Raw genomic sequence first — 18990 nt, 5'->3', positions numbered from 1 at the left:
TGGGCAGAGCCGCTAAGATTTTTTTGACAGACGGGGGAACTTTCACTAACATAGTTATTAGTTATTATTTTTTTCTGCTCTCTATCTTACCAGATTTGAGAGCTTTTTTCTCCATCTATTCTTAACATTCAACACTTCTGGATCTTACCATCAGATGTTATCAGCTCTGGAATGATTATTTTATCGGCATCAATTTTCCAAGGTTTTACTGTCTTATTAGTCAACTTCAGGCAGAATCGGAAAGAAATACTTGCCGGTAGTGTTCTTTCTGGAATAGGTAATACGATCAAATCTGGTTCCCATATTTCTAGGTGGATTCCATTGGCTCGATCGAGAGTATTGCTAAAAGGTTCATGTGATTTCATTTTTTTATTTATTGGGTCTTGCTTGGATACAAGAGTTTCAAAGCGAATCCCATTAACCTCGATAAAATTGTTTCCATGTCATGTTGGCTAAATGTTACCTGTATTAGCCGATCCAAACCATAATATTTTTACTGAATTTACGAACATACCACCGATCGCCTGGAGAGCCTGAGCGAAAAACTCGCCATTCTAGAGAAAGAGCGCACGGAGCTTTTGCTCAGGGTAGAAAACTTTACGACTCTGCGCTATCGCCCCTCCCCCTGATCTGTCAAGTTGGACACGATTTGTTGACCCAGGGCTAGGGTAATGCTAAAGACTTTGTTAAAATGATAAGGATTCACAACTCCTTGGAGAATACCCATCGTCATGCCCAAACCCATTGTTATTGCCCCATCTATCTTATCCGCCGATTTTAGCCGTCTCGGTGAAGAGATTAAAGCTGTGGATGAAGCCGGTGCGGACTGGATTCATGTGGATGTCATGGATGGCCGGTTTGTCCCCAATATTACCATCGGCCCGTTAATCGTGGATGCCATTCGCCCGGTAACCAAAAAACCTCTGGATGTTCACTTGATGATTGTGGAGCCAGAAAAGTATGTGGAGGGCTTTGCTAAAGCTGGTGCGGATATTATTTCGGTTCATGCCGAACATAATGCGTCTCCCCACTTACACCGGACTCTAGGACAAATCAGAGAGTTGGGTAAGCAAGCGGGAGTGGTGCTGAATCCTTCTACACCGTTAGAGTTGATTGAGTATGTTCTGGAATTGTGCGACTTGATTCTGATCATGAGCGTTAACCCTGGGTTTGGGGGACAAAGTTTTATTCCTGAAGTGGTTCCCAAAATTCGTAAGTTGCGTCAAATGTGCAACGATCGCGGACTCGATCCTTGGATTGAAGTTGATGGTGGCTTGAAGGGTAATAATACTTGGCAAGTCTTGGAAGCGGGAGCGAATGCCATTGTTGCCGGTTCTGCGGTATTTAAGGCTCCGGACTATGCTGAGGCGATTTCTGGTATCCGCAATAGTAAGCGTCCTGAGCTAGTGACAGCTTAAACCCATGTAGAGGCGAAAAGTAGGGGTGAACAATGTTTCTCCCCTATTGGCCAAATGGAACCTACTGGATTGTTTCATCTAAAATAGTGCAATAGGTTTTCGGGAGTGCGTAGCGTGTCCGCAGGACAAACGTCTCGCTCGCTATTAAGGAACAAGCGAGCGAGATGCTCGCATTCCTTGCTTTTATATATAGCGCTGCGCTCTATAGTGTTTACAAATACTGGAAAATGGCATCTTGCCCGCTTGTTCGATATCAAAGCTATAGCAAGGCGCGATCCCATGTGTAACCTGACTACCAATTACCCATTACCCATTACCGCGCGTTTCATGTCTGCGAAGCAGAAAGCGCTATAAATGTCCTTTGCAGGTATAATTTAACCCTTCAAGATTTGGTCATCGAGGGAAAAATCCACCTCTACCTTATCTTTGCCTTGAGCCAGATAATCGGTTTCAAAGGAATCTTTTAATCCTGACACGAGGTCATATTTGGGTTGCCAGTTGAGTTCGGTTTTGGCTTTGTGAATATCGGCGAAGAAATGCTGAGAGCGCATGGGGAAGGCTTTGCGTTTGCCGAAGTCGAAGTTTTTGGGATCGTAATGGACAATTTGGATATCTTCGGGGGATTTTCCGGCAGCGATCGCACAAGCTTGGGCTAACCCATCAAAGGTAACGTAGCGATCGCCAGAAACATTGTAAATTTGACCGATCGCCTGGGAGTTGCCCAAAACCACCATCATCGCTTGGGCTAAGTCATAACAATGACCCAATTGGGTAATGGCGTTCCCTGTACCAGGAATGGGAAGGGGGCGATCGCGCACAATGCGGTCAAAGAACCAAGCTTCTAAAGGATTATAATTCAACGGGCCGTAAATATACGTGGGGCGAATGGCAGTAAAGGGCAGTTGCTTTTCACTGAGATACTGTTCTGTAGCAAATTTTCCTTTATGACGGCTTTTCGGGTCTACCGAATCGCCTTCAATGTGGGGCATTTGCTCGGATTTTAAGTAAACTCCCGCCGAACTCATATACACAAAGTGTTTGACTTTACCAGCGAATAAATCCGCCAGGGGTTGAGTATCGCTCAATTCCCGACCATTATTGTCGAAAATGGCATCAAATTCTTCACCGGCAAGCTTATCTTGGATTTGGCTGGCATCGGTGCGATCGCCATGAATTTGAGTCACTCCTGCAACGGGAGCCGGTTTATTGCCTCGATTAAATAAGACCACTTCATGACCTTGGGCAACCAAGATTTTTGTTAAATACACGCCAATAAACCGCGTGCCACCCATCACCAAAACTCGCATAGCGTTTCCTTGTTTTTACAGACTGTTTTTCTAGATTGTAAGTCCTAGTTTATCATCCCTGTTCACACCCATTCCCTAGAAATTATCGGCCATCCATTGCACGCATTTTTGAAGTTCAGCCTGCATCACATCGACACGAGCGTGATAACGGCGACCATGGCCGGGTAAAACCCACTCAAAGCGGTAAGCCGTGAGTTTTTCCATGGATTTGCGTAATTCTTCCCAAGAATACCAACAGTGGCGACGAAAGGCAATGAGTTGTTGTAAAGAATCTGACCAAGCAACATGATCGCCGCTAAACAGAAAGTGATGGCGGTAGAGTAGCACGGTGTGTCCTTTGGTGTGACCGGGAACGGGGATAATCAGGAGGTCGGGAGCGAGTTCGATCGCCTCTGTACCGGTTAAGGGGTGTTCAATTCCTTGAGTATCATCAGTGAGTTCATCTTCATGCAATAGGCGATCGCAGCCAAAGCGATCGTGGAATTTCTGGTGATCCGCCACATCATCCTTGTGGGTTAAATATAGCCAGCGTATCCCTCCCATGGCTTCAATTCGTTTCACTAGAGGGGGAGTGAACCGGGGAGAGTCTACCAAAATATTGCCGTCTGGATGCTGGATGAAATAACTGGTTGCACCGAATGAGGCTTGAGAATGATAGCCACAATGGTAGACATTATCGGCGATCGGTAAGGGAAAGGTCTCTTGAGCGGCTTTAATATCTTGGGGTTTCTCTACCGTACCAATAGAAGCCGTGGGACAAGCGAGCAGAGCTTGTAAGGCATTTTGGCGATCGCCCCAATTCTCCGGTTGATGGTACACAGCCGATTGTCCATTATCGCGATAGAAGACTTGCGGAGCCATCCACCGACAGGTATCGCAGTCAATACAAGTGCGATCGACAAAGAAATCTCCAGCTACATTTTCGGATCTGCGTTCAGTTTGAGTTGCCATAATCTTTGATTTCCTGAGTCTGTTTTGCTCATTGCATCTATTCCTAGCCTAGCAATCCCTTTTTCTTGACAGCCCAAAGCTATGCGATAAAATCACTTTGTTTTCCGAGATGTCACCACACAAGTATCTAGATTGCCAATTTTCGCGGATATCAATCCATAAAAATACGAATTTTTAATGACTATTTGTATATTTATTTTTACAAAAAAGTCAAAAATAGTAAAATTATTCTCCTGAAAAATGTAAAGTTTTATTACAAAATCCGCGATTTTGCATAAAATCGCCCCAAAAAAACTGACTAACTTATAGAAGCCTCAGTAACTCTGCGGATTCTCTGTTTGTTCTGCATCAGGAGAAAACCCATGTCGCTGTTCGACCGATTGAGAAAAAAAAGCCCCAAGGATCGTTATCCCCAGGACTCTCAAACCTTTATTCTGGAACCGATTTTAACGCCGAGTGGCTTAGTTGATGGTTTGGACGAAACCCCCGATCTGACTCCCCTAGAGGGTTTAGAGGACTTGGAGGAGTTGGAAACCCCGATAGAGGAGGTAGAGCCATCTGAACTCCCAGTTTCTGAAGGAGAAGATTTAGGCGATTCAGAAGAGTTAGAAGAGCTGGAATTTATTTATGATTCAGAGTCTGAGGAGATAGAAGAGGAGTTCAGTGAACCCACTGAAACCGAAACCGCAACCCCACAAGCAACATTACTCGATAAGATTGAGGAGACTGAATCACCAGAGGTTTTAGCCCGTGAGTCGGAAAATCTTCCAGAGGATGGCACACAAGAAGCCAACTCCGTTACTGAACCACCAGAGGATTTAGATCCGGAGTCCAACGATCGCCAAGAAGAAGGGGAGGAAAAGGCAGAAACCCTTGAAGAGCAGGCAGATCTAGAGCTTGTAGAAACTTCCAGTGTTGAATCCTCTTCCGAGCATTCAGGAGTGTTTACCGTAGGTGAGACGGGAAAAGTCAGCGTCAATTTCCTGTTTGATGGCGGCAAATATGAGGGAGAGGTTGGACTGTTTAGTTTAGCCGATATGGAGGAGCTAGAACCGGGTTCCGAGGCGTTTATCCAGGAAGCAACTGAGCGGGTAACCAGTGATTCTGAACGCGGTCATATTCTGATTTCCGATAGCACGGAAGGCGCTAAATTTAGCGGTCAGATGTATGAATCCCGCGATTGGAATCAGGGCGAGTATCAAGGGGTGAAAACTTTTGAGATGGAAGCAGGAGGAGAATATGGGTTGGTGGTTTCTCCGGATGGGGGGATTTCTGACGCGGCTGAAGAAGGTAGCCCTCTATACTTTTCCACCGATCCAGAGCATCAGGAACGGATTGCAGATATTACCGGACATGGACGAGCATTTGCCATTGAAGACTGGAAAGATGGAGACAGGAACGATCTTATTTTCCAGCTTACGGGAGCAACAGGAGATTTACCCGAATTAGATGAGGTAATTGACCCGGAATTAGATTGGCGCGAAACCGAAACCGGTGAAGAAATTCTCGACCATCTCAACCATGAGTTTCATTCCGGAGTCTTTACCGTTGGCGAGTCGGGAGAAGTGGAAATCGACTTTCTCTTTGATGGGGGTAAATATGAGGGAGAGGTTTCCCTATTTAGTTTGGAGGGAATGGAAGAGTTTGACATCGACTCGAAGGAATTTATTGAGGAGGCGGCTCGTCGCAGTTTATCGAATTCTAATGAAGGTCATATTGTCATTGTCGATAAGATTGAAGGGGCAAAATTTGAAGGCCGTTTAGCCGAAGGAAAGAGTCACAATGATGGGCAATATTTAGGGGTAAAAACCGTACAGATGAATGCTGGCGATCGCGTTGGCGTTATGCTAGTTCCCAACTCCTCGGTTAAGCATGTCTTTGAACGTCCCGATATTGAAGGCTCGGCGCGTCCCCTATTCTCTATGGCAACCGCGAATCCCGATGACGGATTTCATGTGGGACAAATTGCCGATGTCACCGGAGAAGGCAAGACATTTGTGATGGAAGATATCCGGCTAGATAAAGGCAAATCGGACGAAGATTACAATGATATTATCTTCCAGATTCGGGGTGCAACAGCCGAAGTCATTCAAATGGATGAATTGATCGATCCGGAAGATGATTGGCGCGATTCAGAACTGGGACAAAAGATTGTTAATTATGCCTTTGAACAACCCCACTCTCCTGAAGTCATTGCTCCCGTTGCCGATATTGTTTTAACGTCAGGACATCCCGCGCAAACGGTTAATCTGGCGCAAGTGTTTCAAGATGCGGATAGCACCGACTTAACCTACACCGTGGTTGAGGGCAGTAACGATACCGTTTCAGTCACTGTAAATGACCAAACTCTCCAGGTTAACCAAGGAGCAAAAACCGGTATTCATAATGTTGCCATTCGCGCCACCGATGAGTTAGGTAACTCAGCGATTCATTCCGTGAAAGTGGTCACCAGTACCTTAACTCAAGCAGAGATTAATTCACTCAATAGCACTTTAGGTCAACTCCAAAGCGCCATGAACTTAAATCCCCAGGATATTACCGTGGGATTAAGTAGTCCGGCAGGAGAGCGAGCGGTTGTTAAGCTTTCTGGTATTGTCGATAGTCATCCAGGATTAAGCGATATTTTTGCTGAACCTCATTTTCTCCCACAAATTGGCATCACTCCGGCGAATACTGGAACCATGCAACAGTTTATGTTTGGAGAAGATTTAGCCTTAGATTTAAATCTGGACAATCCGGAAACGCCTGCTATTGAGACATTAGCAGATGCTTTAAGCGATTCTGGTAATCCCAATTTAGACCTGTATCAAATGAATGGCGATCGCCTGGCAGAAGAGTTAGCAAATCCGGAAGAAGCGACCAGGGTAATTCTGACTCCAGAAGGGGAGATTCAGCCAATAGAATTTGATGAAACTGCCACTGATGAAACACCGGAAGAAACTGAAGCTGAACTGGCTGATACTCCAGCGAATGAATTACCGGTAGACTCGGAAGATGTCCCAGAAGAACAACCGGAAGAAAGCCAAGCAGAAGCTTTAGCCGAGTTCCTGGAAGAAGATGTAGAAACATCCCAGAAAATTTTGGACAGTGTGGCGCAGTTAACCGCAGAAATTGAAGCTCAAATAGAAGTCGATCCGGAAACTGAAGAGCCGGTTAATCCTCCACAGGTGACTTCAGAACAATTGCGAGAGCATTTGATGAAAACGGTGGAGGTTGAAGTTGCGGATAAATTTATCAACTGGTGGGATAGTGCTACGGAAGAGACTGAGGATCTGTTAACGGAGGAAACCGTAGGAGAAGCTCTGGAAATTGAGCGAGAGCGCTTGCGGGAAGAGCAAGGATTAACTCAGGATTTGATTGACAACAGCGAGGGTTATTCTGACTTGCTGACGGCTGAAGTTACTGAGACACAATTACCAGATTATGATGTGGTTACCGAGCGGAGTCGAGGTGCGGATAATACGATTGAAATTCCTCAACCGGAAACCTTAGCCACTCGGTTAAGAAATGCGCCTCCTACACCGGTGGCAGTGATCGATCGCGGATTTCATGGGGATGAAACAGTTGACGCTTTAACTTCGGTTAATCCTTTGGCTGAAGTTAAGCGCATGAATGCCAATAATTGGGTGGCTCGGTTAATTAAATTTGTGGATCAAGTGCAAGAGTCTGGAGAAAATCGTGGCATTGTTAACCTGAGCTTTGATTTAACTCAAATTGATGATGAGGGACGGGTAACCACTCGCTATGAACTGACTCCAGACGAGCAAATTGCGATTCAATATGCCTTAGAAAATAATGTTTTATTGGTTGCCTCTGCCGGAAATACGGGGGGTGAAATGTCAGCTTTGGGGCGTGCGGCGCAACAGTTTGACAATATTATTACGGTGGGTGCGATCGATGTTTGGGGGAATCCAAGCAGCTATTCTGCTAGTGGAGAAGGCTTAACCTTGGTGGCTGCCGGAGGAGAGTTTGAAGGGGATCATAATGCCTTTGTAGGAACCTCGAAATCAGCCGCTTATGCATCGGGTGCAGCATCTTTGGCTTGGGCAATTAATCCGGAGTTGAACTATCAACAAATCAAGCAAGTTTTGGTGGAAACGGCGGTAGATTTGCAGGCTCCAGGTTGGGATGCACAAACCGGTGCAGGGTTGCTGAATGTGGAGGAAGCGGTGCGGATGGCAGCGACGTTGCAAGCAACGACGTTGCGGAGTAAGGGTAAGTTGGAGATTACGAAGTTTGCCGGAGAAGATAGGGTACAAGCGGCACTGCGTTTGGCTTCTCCGGAAACTCAAGCGGCGATCGCCCAACTCTTGCAGCAAAAACAAGCCCTAGAAGCCCAAGAGGTGGGTAATACCAAGCTCTCGAAGCTCGAAAGGCAGGTGAAACAGAGAACCCAAACGGCGCTGACTGAGTACCAGCAGATTACCACAGAAGCCGCGACTCAAGGCGCTCAGGCGCAACAGGTGGCGACAGCACTGGAGTTAGCGCTGCAACATCAGGCGATCGAGCAAGGGCAAGTGGATGAGTTTACAGGCAACATTGAGCGGTTAACTCAGGAAATTGAGACGTTAAAGCAGCAGAAAACAGCTCTGGAAGACGAGTATGGGGTAAAAGAGGAGGAATTTGGCGATCGTATTCAACAAGCCACTCAAGCATTGCAGGAAGCACAAGGCGACTACAAGGCTGAAGTTGGCAATAGTCAAGCCCCCATTTCTGCCAAACAATTGCAAGGTGCAGCCATTTTTTATCGGCAAAAATCTGGAGATTTAGCTCAAGCCATTCAGCAATATCAAAGTTTTACTAATGCTGAAACTATTCTCAAGGATAAATATCTCTATCCTGCCCATTTAGCCCAAAAAAGTCGCTCTATTGTCGAGCAATTGGCAGCCGCCTTAGATGCTCAAGTTGCCTTATTAGCCGATCCAAATAGTACGGAAGCACAGGTAAAAGCAGGCTATCAAACCATTGCCAGCCTCAGCGAACAAGTGCGGCAAAAGAGCCAAATGAGTGCCGACTGGCATCACGACGAGTTGCAGCAATTTAAGAATACCACCGGGTTAACAGGATTAATCAGTGGTGCATCGCGAGCCGATCATATTCGCCAGCGAGATTTGTTTGAAAAATTGGTTAGTCAAGCCTCAACTAATTATCAATCTTCATCCTATTGGGGTGGTTTACCCAATGTGGCAGCAGATGCCATGGCGAGGGAAGTCGAAGCCCGTGAAATGCAATTGAAAGCGGAGGAAGATTTATGGGAATTAACTCAGGCAGACTCTGAGAAAGATATCGCCTTTGTTGAGCTGAAATTACAGCAAGCAGAGGCAGAGTTAGCCAAATTTGAAGCCAAACAAGCAGAAGCTGAAATCCTTGCAAGTCAAACCGAACAGCGCGTCAACGACTTGCAAGACGAATTAGAAACCTTGCAGGATCGTTGGCAAACCGTTCAAAGCCAGTGGGAAGACTATCTCGCGATCAACCGCGCCTTTTTGCCCACGGAAACGCAAAAGTTGATTGTGGAAAATCGCCTGCAAGATTTGCAGGATGAAGAATTGCGCTTAGAGCAGTTAAAGACGGATATTCAGCAAGAGTTAGTTCAGAATAATTCGGAAAATCTGCAAGCTCAGTTAGAGGAAGTGAATCGTTATCTAGAGGAACTGGAACAAGAGCAAATTTTGGCATCCGTTTATCAAACCAGTCTTGAAGCCTCTATTTCCGGTTCTGGTGGAGTTAATACTCTCATCAATCGTCCCCAAGATTTGCAGAACAACTATAGTCAAGCTTGGGATAACTGGCAAGTGGCAGTAGCAGCACAAAATGTAGCTGTAAGCGCTTTAGAGACTACGCAAAACTCTAATCTAGATGAGCGAGAACAATTAGCTCAATTGCGGGACGATCGGCAACTGAAACAAGCTGAATTCGATGAAGTGCTTTCACAGAAGCAGCAACTTGAAGCCGAGCAACTCAAGGCACAAGAAGACTTAGAGTTTACGACTCTCCAAATCCGCACTCAAGAGTTATTGCTAGAAAGCTTAACGGTGCGGGATCAAGCCTTGGCTGATGGTGAAGGATTTTATAGCGATTTAGCGGGAGGATATCAGGATAAACTCTGGTATTGGAGCGATCGCACTCAACAATATCAGTATAATGGCGCGGAAGCAGCCTCCCATCAGCAATCATTGCAACATGCCTCATTCTTAGCCGGAGAGCGCAACCGGGTATTTGCCCAGATGAATGAAGCGCGGCAACGGATTACTGAATTGCAGCAACTTCAGGCACAAGAAACGGCGCAGAGAGACCAACTTTTGGCACAATCTGCACCCATTAATAGCCAAATTCAAGCCTTACAAGTTGAACTGGCAGATTTAGATGCTGAAATTGCGCCCTTAGCGGCGGTTGTCGATCCATTAGTGGCAACAGAAACCGAGCAACAAACTGCATTAACGGAAGCCAGCAATACTACAAATTCCGCTTTATCTGAATTTGTGCAAATGGCATCCGCCCAGGTTTCGGCTTACGAGCGCTTGCTGCAAGTGGGAGTCTTGTTAACCCCGGAAAATCAGGACTATTTTGCCACCAAAATTCAACCTAAAGTTGAAGCCTATATTGCCCAATTACGCCAGCAGGAACAAGCGTTAGTTGCTGAGGGACTGAATTTAGGTTTAGATGAGGCAGCCGATACCTTAGAAGAGCAACTTGAAAACGCCAAGCAAGCACTAATTCCCATTGACTTGAAGCAACAACTGGATATTGCTAAAAAGTTGGACACTTACGAGACGAGAGTCGAGGCTTTGCAGGCACTTTTGGCTTCTGAAGATGCGGCAGATAAAGCGATTCAAGATGATACTGTGGATGCTTACCAACAGCTCGCAGATACGGTAGAGCAAGACTTGCAGCAAGCGCTAACCCATTGGACAAGCCATTTTAAGGAAGCGGCTCAGTTAACCAAAGATTTAGTGAAAGAGCAGCGTAGGCTATCCCAAAAAGCAGACAACTTGGTGAATAAAATCACTACTGAGTTTGCCGATCCCCATGGCGAATACTATCGCAGCGAAACCGAGTTGCAGGAAGCGCTATCGATTTTATCTGTTGGCGTACAACGGGAAGGAGAATTGGAGCGCAGTACCACGCAAATGGCGCAAGATGTTGAGCGTTTGCAGGCACAGTTAGCGCAAGATGAACAATTTTGGAACAAGATTGCGCCTATTGTGGCTGAGTATGGCATTGACTCGAAGCAAAAGTTGCAGGATTTGCTCAATGCGACGACTGTCGGTTCCCAGAATTATCAAAATCTGTTGGCACAAGCGAAGGCAAATTACTCCAGTTATTCCAATTCTGGGCATGTGGCTCTGCAACAAGCCAATTGGAATGAAGAGCAAGCGAAAATTCAATGGAATTTAAGTCGGAAAAATGGCCCCTATTGGTATGAAGATCGCTGGGTTTGTCGTCGAAATTGGTTAGGTAAAAAGAAATGTGGTTGGGAAACCATTACCCACATTGACTACCACTGGATCGCCTGGGAAAATCATGAAAATACTGGCAAAGCTTTGCGGCAAAAAGCTTTAAGTGACTTAACCGAAGCGCAGAGATGGCATCAAGAAATCCAGCGCTTAGAACCCTTAGCTCAAGCTTGGACAGAGGCTCATACAGCGGCTAAAGATGCGGAGTTTGCGGTGACGGGAACGGAGAATTTTATTGCTGAGTTGCAAGCGGGACGGGAAAATATAGCCGATATGCAAGCACAGGCGGATTTGCTGAACTCTTTACTCCCAATCTTGCAACAACAGTTACTTAATGCGGAGCGCAGTACGGATGTGGCTCGGTTGACGGTAGAGCAAGCGTGGGATGAATACGATCCGGCGGCGCAAGAGTACCGAAAAGCGGTGGCTGAGATCCTGGAAACTCAGGGAGAATGGGAACAACAGGCACTGCAAGCGAGCGATCGCCTCGCCGAAATTGAAGCCTGGATCGATCGCGAAAGCCTTGCTCTAGGTACGGAGTTAACCCAGGTATTAGCGCTGAAACAACAGTTGGAAAACCAACAGGAGACACTGGAGAACCGCATACTGGCAGCTACGGGAACTGAACTCACCGAGTTATCTGCTAAACTTGCCGATCTGCAACAGTCCCTAAATCAAGTCTCAAATAAAGCGGCTGTCCTCACGGCTCAACAGACGGCGCTGACGCAGAAACGCACCCTCGTCACTGCCCAGCATGAGGTCATTTCTGCCGAGCGCAACCTGCTCAATGCCTACCTCAAGAGTCCGGATGCGGATACAGATACCTTGCAACAACAGCTACTCGATGCACGGGAAGCTCTCGCAGAAGCTCAGGAGTTAGCCGAGCAAGCGGAAGCCAACAGCAAGGTGTTAACGGCTCCGTTGCAAGAGTTACAGCAGGATTTGCTGGCATACAATGATACGCACCTGCAAGCGGCGCGGGAAGCCCAGGCGCAGTTATCCCAACTCTTGCAAGCGACGGAAGCCAATGCTAACTATACCTTGCAGGCTGCCCAGCAACAGCAGCACGTCAACGATCTGGAGTTCCAGATTATTACCCGACTGCAAGAGGCAACGGCTGCGGGTAGCCGGGAAGCCAAGCATTTGCTGGATGTGGCTCAGTATCATAATTTGGCAACGGCTGCGGAAATTTACTTCCGTGACTATTCGGATTTGGCGAGCGATCGCGGCAGTAAATACGGATCGGCGGGAACCGATAATGATGTGGTTTTGGCACGGCAGTATCAGCAGGAAATGCTCCACTATCAGGGTTTGGAAGCCCAAGCTCGGAGTCAGGCAAACCACTTTAAGGCGATCAAAGATGCGGCTCAAAGCCAGTTAGCGACTCTGGAAAACCAGCAAAATGCGGCTGCTGCGGAGTTAGCCCGGTTGAATGAGGCGATTCTCCAGTCGAATCAGAATATTGCCTTACACCAACAGGAATTGGCGATCGCCGAAGCGCGAGTAGAAGAGCTGGATCGCTTGCGCCAACAAACGGAAGATACGTTTATCCAATTGGTGCGCTTAGAGCAGCTTAATCTGGCTCAAGCCCAGTTAGAGCGACAGTTTGCCGAGCAGCGTCAGCAGCAGATCGATACGGCTGTGGAGGATCGCTTGGAGCGCGATCGCCTGGAACTAGAGCGCCAGCGCCTGGAATCTCAGTATCAGATCGAACAACTGAAACAAAAGCAAGCGGATTTGGACTTGCACCAGGCGCTTAACCAAGCCCGTCTCGATCTGGGCGAACCGGAACTCAAGCGTCCCCATAACCCGAAACAGTTGCAACAACTGACGCAACTGCAAGCGACTCTTGCGGCGCTGCAAGGGCAAACGGCTACTCTGCCGCCCCATATCGACACCCTGTTAACCGAGGTGCGAGCAGAGATCGACCTGGCGCTAGAGGGTAAAGAGGCTCAAACTATTGCGCCCAAACTCTTTCAGGCAATGAACCTGCTGGTGGCTCAAGCAGATTTCTATAAAGCGGAAATTGCCAAACTAGAGCAACAAGATGTGCAAGATCAGCTCTTGTTGCAAACCGCACAAACGGACGTGCAAGCTGCCAGTCGGTTACTCTTAGAGCAAGTCGAACGCTCTCAAAAACTGGAAGGGGAGCGAGAAATCATCAATCCCCTGTATACCGAAGCTCTCACCAAAGTTGCCTACGCGGAGCAAGCGGTAGCCATGTCGGAAGAAATGGCAGCTAACGCCAGAAATTCCCTCCAGCAAATTATTGACCAGCGTATTGCCCAACGCAAGGCACGGAAGAAGGCGTTTTGGAACGATTTGTTGGGAACGGTGACGAGCGTACTGTCTCTGGTTGCTGGGGTGATGATGCTGTTCCCACCGACAGCGCTGATTGGGGGATTGGCGATCGCCAAAATTGGTTTAGCATTATCCTTAGTTTCTGGTGCCATTAGTGCCACTCAAGCCGCCATTAATGGCGACTGGATGGGGGCAATTTTCAATGGCATCACGGCTGCTACCAGTTTCGTTTCCGGTGGGTTAAGTCAAGGCTTAAAAGCGGTTGCCAATACAACCAAAAATGTTTGGGGTATGAGTCAAGCCGTTGCCTCCAAAGTCATGTCCTCGATTAAAGTATTCCAATCTTTAGCATCCGGGGCATACAGTGGAGTCCGCAGTGCCTTATCCGGCGATAGTATCATGGGCTTCCTGCAAGCCGTTGGTGGGTTAGCCAGTGCTGCCACGGCTGGAATTGGTGGTTTTGTGGAAAAAGGACTAGATAGCTTAGATTCATTCCAACAATTTGGATATAAAGTCTTAGACTCGCTCTCCAAAGCTCCAACCTTGATCTATGGTGGCATTAAAGCAATTGAAAACGGCGATTTAGTCAATGGCATTAGCAATGTTGTCAAAGGAATTGTTTCTCTGACTAAAACCTGGACAAATGATTTCAATAGCGAGAATGAATCCATTGGCGAAAAAGTTGCCAATGCTCTAGAAAATATCAGTTCAGTTGGCATCGGTGTCAGCAAATTTATCACGGGTGGCTTGGATGGCTTGCTCGATGGTTTGGGTGATATGCTCGATGGCTTGGGAGATGACCTTAGTAAAGCACTTGAAAAACTCATCCCAGGAAACAACTGTGAATGCCCTGAACCCGATGAAGAAGAACTTGATGAAGAAGCTCAAGCCATTTTTGACGAAACAATTGAAAATGCCCATGATGAAAGCTTAACTGCTAAACAGCAAAAACAAGCTGAATTAGATGCATTGTCTGAGCGTCTCCAGGATGAAGATCTCGATCCTAGAGTAAAAGCGAAAGTTGTTGATAAAGTTGAAAAAACAGAAGACCAAGTAAAACTTCTCCAAAATTCGCATTTACCTCCAGAGCAACAAAAAGAAGTTTTTCATCATTTGCCAACCAAAACTCAATCAAAGTGGGGCAATTTATACTTTGATTCTCAATTTAATGCGGAGTCTTCTTGGCAACAAGTAATTGATCCTAAAACAGGAGAAATGACTCTTGTGCTTGGCATTGAAGATACCATACAAGTCAGAAATGATTTTGTTTGGGGTGTTTTGGATGCTGAATTTCAACAAGATCCATCTTTTGGAAAGGTTATCTTAACCACTTTATTTGAAGTCCTTGTGGGTTTTACTCCGGCTGGGATAATCATAGATATTAAAGATTTAGCTTCAGTGGGCTTAAGGTTCATTGAAAATCCGGCAGAGATGAAAAACCCTTGGAATTGGGTAGATTTGGCTGCTAATGTGATTGGTCTAATTCCAGGCGCTGGCGATGCAGTAAAAGCAAGTTATAAGCTTGCACGAAAATTCCGCAAGTCTCAAAAAGTCATAGACAAAGTTCACGACTATAGCAAAGTGTGGAATAAAACCAGGCGAACAAAGATAGGTGAAGCTATCGGAGAATTTGGGGCTTTAGTATGGGCTAAAAAGAACTTACCTGGATACAAGCGCATTTTGGGTAAAGCCGATAAAAAGTCACTAAATGGTGTTTATAGACCACAAGGCTACGACTCTGCTTATGAAGGGCTGAATGGTGAAATACTTATCATTGAGGCAAAAGGTGGAAAGATCAAACTCAACGGCCAAGGCACAATAGACAAAGCTTTAGAACAGGCAAATGCTACTCGAAAAAGCCCTACTGCATCTAAAACAGATAAAGATGTTGCCCAAAAAGTTCTTAATGCTCACAAGCAAGGCAAACTCAGTGTTGCCGTAATACATACTCCTCATAAGAGCGGAGTCCCAGGGCAAACCTATGTGTACAAGTCTGAGGGGCCTAATGCTCCTCCGCCTAATGCTCCTCCGAAAGATTAACAGAGAAGCTAGTTATGACATGCGATCGCCCCCTAGTTATTGCCTGGCGATCGCCCCTCTTTCCCCATCAACCTTTCACCTTGATCATCCCATGAACATCATCACAACCCTATCCATCCTTCTTTTTGGCACTACCATCCTCGGTATTGCCTCCCCAGCCCAAGCTTGGTTATTGTCTAGAAAGCCATTAGTGTCAGACCCCCCAGAAGATTTCATTAATGCTCTATTCACAGACATTTCTCAATCATCAGGTTTGCCGGTTTCCGACCTAGAGATTGTTAATGTAGAACAGGCTCGTTGGTCTAACGGATGTATGAGCTTTAGAGGATCGAGACCTTGTACCATGGCTCTAGTTGGCGGTTTGATTACTACCATACAAAATGATAACCAACGATGGGTTTACCACAAGTCAAGATTAGCCCAACAGTACCAGTGGAATGTTAATCCAGAAACACAAAACTGGGTTTACTCCATGACCGATTTCACCTATTCGCCTTTTAATCCCATCATCTGGGATTTTGAAGACGAAAACTATCCCTTTTTCAATCCTTCCTCTGTTCAAGCACTCCAGTACACCACCCTGAATGATACCTTCACCATTGATGTCCAACCAGACAGCAATATATTTAATCCTGGAGCCACTCAAAGATTGAGGTTTGATATCGATATCCCAGAAGTATTCAATCCTGAAACCTACAGATGGAGCGTCAGCTACCAAGCGGAAGTCCTGGAAAAACCCGACTCCACTCCCCAACCCGTCCCTGAACCGGGAACTGTTGGCGCTCTAGGATTTCTCGGTCTTTTGGGATTAAAGTCCATAGGTTCTCGTAAGCGTAAAGACGTTTAACAAGGGAGTCTAGAAACCCGGTTTCTTGATCGCGGGCGATCGCTTTTACCACAATCAACCATTATCTCAGCGATCGCACAAATTCATTCACGGCATCATACTGATCTGCCATGCGCGAATAAAATTCCAGCGATCGCAAATCTAATTCTGGCAACAGTTGACTATTTTTTACTAACCGATACTCCGTAGACTGCAAAGAATAAACCGCAATTGCGCCATCTTCCCAAAACCATACTTCTGGTACTCCTACCCGACGATAAACTTCTAAAGAATCAATACCACCACTGGTTACCACTATCTCAATCGCCAAATCTGGAATTAACTTTTTCTCATGCAAACAATAGGACTCATCCGGCTCCTTTCGCCCCCCCAATTCTTGAGAACCAATCGTCGTACTCCCCCGCGCGTAAAAACGAATGTTCCTTACACGCAGATAAGCTTCTAAAAGCTGACTCAAGGTTTTTTTCGGTTCTTCATGAGCATCCGATAAAGGAGACATAATCTGTAAATATCCATCTAAATAAGTTAAACGCGCTCCCGTTCCAACAAACCCAGCATCAAGTATTTTTAACTTATCCCAAGTGATATTACCCACCAAAACCCTGTTGGGTTTTGCTTCTATTAATGATGGAGCGATCGCCATGCCACTGACCTCAAACAATCGTCTATATATGATAACAAAAAAATGGCGATCGCCCCCGAAATTACGCTATAATTAACACAACTCTTGTCACTCATCTAGGAAATGCAATCATGTCTTCCATGACGGTAAAAGATTTAGAAGATAAAGAGAGCAGCGATCGCCTCTAGAATCTGAAATTATTGTAATATTTTTAATCCTTACAAAAACAGAGTGTAAAATAGAAAGAGTAAACCCCAATCCACTCGATTCATCACAATACAATGGGAAAAGTATTTACCAACCTCACCGTCACCAATCGCGCCGACGAAATTTTAGCAGAAGCTGGAGTAATTACTGAAGACCAAATCCGGTCAATTACCCTCGAAAACGTACTCGTCGATACCGGGGCGACCACCTTATGCTTGCCCGAAGAGGCGATCGCCAAACTCGGACTCAAACTCCTGCGAGAAGTCGATGTTGCCACAGCCATGGGAATTGGTAAAGCCTCGATTTACCGCGATGCTACCCTCTTCATTGGCGATCGCCAAGGAACCTTTGAATGTTTAGCCCTACCTGGAGGTCGAGACCCCCTCTTAGGCGTGATTCCCTTGGAATTATTAGGTTTAGAAATAGACCTCAACGATCGCACCCTCAAACCCTTACCCATTAGTCCCACGGAAACCTATTTAACGATTTTGTAACTCATCTATCCGTATAATACCATGATTTATACTTGTCACCTTGCCACCCAAGAAGACACCGCCAAAATCGCCCCTCTGATGGCAGCCTTTAGCCAAGAAAGAGCAGCGATCGATCCCACGCGGACGCTCAAACCTGACTTCGACTTTGAGGGCTATATTTCTGACCGCATCAATAAACCCCTACACTACTTTTGGCTCCTAGAACATACCGAACCAAAACTACCGAACTACAGCGCCATAGTCGGCTATCTTTTTGTCTACGCACAAGACGAAGCACCGCCACCTGATTTACCCGCAGATCTCGTACATCGCCATCATGAAGCACGCATGTACGAACCCCGTCGCGTCGGTACAGCCTTAGCCTTCTATATCCATCCCAGACATCGCAAACCGAAGGCGATTAAACAACTGATTGAAGCAGGAATTCAACAAGCGAAAGAGTGGAAAATAACCGACCTCGACGTGCAAGTGGGAGCCGATCGCCAAGGACTGCAAGCTCTCCTAGAACGCTGTGGCTTTACCCGCACTGCCGTACAGTACACCTGTCACTTTAATCTCTCTCCTGACGAAGAATTACCCAGTCTCCATCCTCCCCATCCCCAACAACATCCTATCGCTATCCCCGAATTCGATGCGCTTCCGCTCCGAGATCCCCATACTCAGGAACTGGTGATGAATGCCGAAGGAAAACCAGTATTTCTCAAACCCTTACGCAATGAAGCCGGAGAAGTGTTAAAAACCAGCCAAGGACTCCCCGTTTATCCCACTCCCGTACAAGATCCGCAAACCCAAGCTTGGGTCTTCGATCGCTCCGGAGAATTACTCACCTGTCCCGTTTTGCGGGATCGCCAAGGACAAGTCGTCGAATACCAGGGTATTCCTCAATATCGACCTCCCGTTTATCACATCAGTCAGGGACAAGTCACTTTGAAACAAGATGGGGAAGGTCGTTATCTCTTTTGCGAACCGGAACAAGACCCCCAAGGCCATATTATTTTCGATCCCAACGGGAAACCTGTATACAAACCAGCAACGGTTGCCAGTCAGTTACCCTCAATGCTCCCCCTAAATCACTCTTAAAACCCATAAACGCTATAGAATATGATGTATGACAATGAGTAAGGACTTTCCTGCGGACATGAACACGGAAAAATGACGAGAGCTTGGTAGCCCCGTCGTTTCAACGCGGGGCGGAAAAGCGAACGGCGGTTTCAACCGCCGTGATGAGGATCGTTGATGTATTCCAGAATCTTGGCAGTGCTGACTTTCCCCGTGGTGTCATAAAAATAGCTGTGAGTCCATAAACTAGGCAGTTTGCATAGCTCTGGAAATTCCTGTCGCAACAG

9 protein-coding genes are annotated in these 18990 nt (G+C 46.4%); 5 read left to right on the top strand and 4 right to left on the bottom strand.

What is annotated here, in order from left to right; translation table 11 throughout:
* Positions 1-731 precede the first annotated feature (731 nt).
* Positions 732-1418, top strand: coding sequence for a ribulose-phosphate 3-epimerase (rpe, locus tag PJF56_RS06125; protein ID WP_283761764.1), 687 nt, complete (start codon positions 732-734; stop codon positions 1416-1418).
* Positions 1419-1792: 374 nt separating this feature from the next.
* On the opposite strand, the gene PJF56_RS06120 is transcribed toward rpe, so the two are convergent.
* Both PJF56_RS06120 and PJF56_RS06115 read right to left on the bottom strand, forming a co-directional pair.
* Positions 1793-2725, bottom strand: a complete 933-nt coding sequence (locus PJF56_RS06120; protein WP_283761763.1) for an NAD-dependent epimerase/dehydratase family protein — start codon at positions 2723-2725, stop codon at positions 1793-1795.
* 75 nt (positions 2726-2800) lie between these two features.
* Entirely contained in the window at positions 2801-3676 is an 876-nt protein-coding gene (locus PJF56_RS06115) for an MBL fold metallo-hydrolase (RefSeq protein WP_283761762.1), read from the bottom strand.
* Positions 3677-4038: 362 nt separating this feature from the next.
* On the opposite strand from PJF56_RS06115, the gene PJF56_RS06110 reads away from it, so the two are divergent.
* Both PJF56_RS06110 and PJF56_RS06105 read left to right on the top strand, forming a co-directional pair.
* A complete protein-coding gene (locus PJF56_RS06110; protein ID WP_283761761.1) occupies positions 4039-15474 on the top strand; it encodes a DUF4114 domain-containing protein in 11436 nt (3811 codons plus the stop codon).
* 91 nt (positions 15475-15565) lie between these two features.
* Positions 15566-16321, top strand: coding sequence for a PEP-CTERM sorting domain-containing protein (locus PJF56_RS06105; protein WP_283761760.1), 756 nt, complete (start codon positions 15566-15568; stop codon positions 16319-16321).
* Between the two features lie 61 nt (positions 16322-16382).
* Here PJF56_RS06105 and PJF56_RS06100 read toward each other — a convergent pair whose 3' ends face one another.
* Entirely contained in the window at positions 16383-16964 is a 582-nt protein-coding gene (locus tag PJF56_RS06100; RefSeq protein ID WP_347179459.1) for a Uma2 family endonuclease, read from the bottom strand.
* A gap of 260 nt (positions 16965-17224) precedes the next feature.
* Here PJF56_RS06100 and PJF56_RS06095 point away from each other — a divergent pair, with 260 nt between their 5' ends.
* Together PJF56_RS06095 and PJF56_RS06090 are read left to right on the top strand one after the other, a co-directional pair.
* A complete protein-coding gene (locus PJF56_RS06095) occupies positions 17225-17644 on the top strand; it encodes a retroviral-like aspartic protease family protein (RefSeq protein ID WP_283761758.1) in 420 nt (139 codons plus the stop codon).
* A 21-nt stretch (positions 17645-17665) separates the two neighbouring features.
* The gene (locus PJF56_RS06090) at positions 17666-18724 is read left to right on the top strand and encodes a GNAT family N-acetyltransferase (RefSeq protein ID WP_283761757.1); all 1059 of its coding nucleotides are present in this window, start codon (positions 17666-17668) and stop codon (positions 18722-18724) included.
* 131 nt (positions 18725-18855) lie between these two features.
* Here the strand turns inward: PJF56_RS06090 and PJF56_RS06085 are convergent.
* The coding region (locus tag PJF56_RS06085; RefSeq protein ID WP_283761756.1) for a transposase at positions 18856-18990 on the bottom strand (135 nt) is incomplete at its 5' end.

This window comes from Roseofilum halophilum BLCC-M91, assembly GCF_030068445.1.
Taxonomy (GTDB): Bacteria; Cyanobacteriota; Cyanobacteriia; order Cyanobacteriales; family Desertifilaceae; genus Roseofilum; species Roseofilum halophilum.
This window is presented reverse-complemented; position numbering and strand designations above follow the sequence as displayed.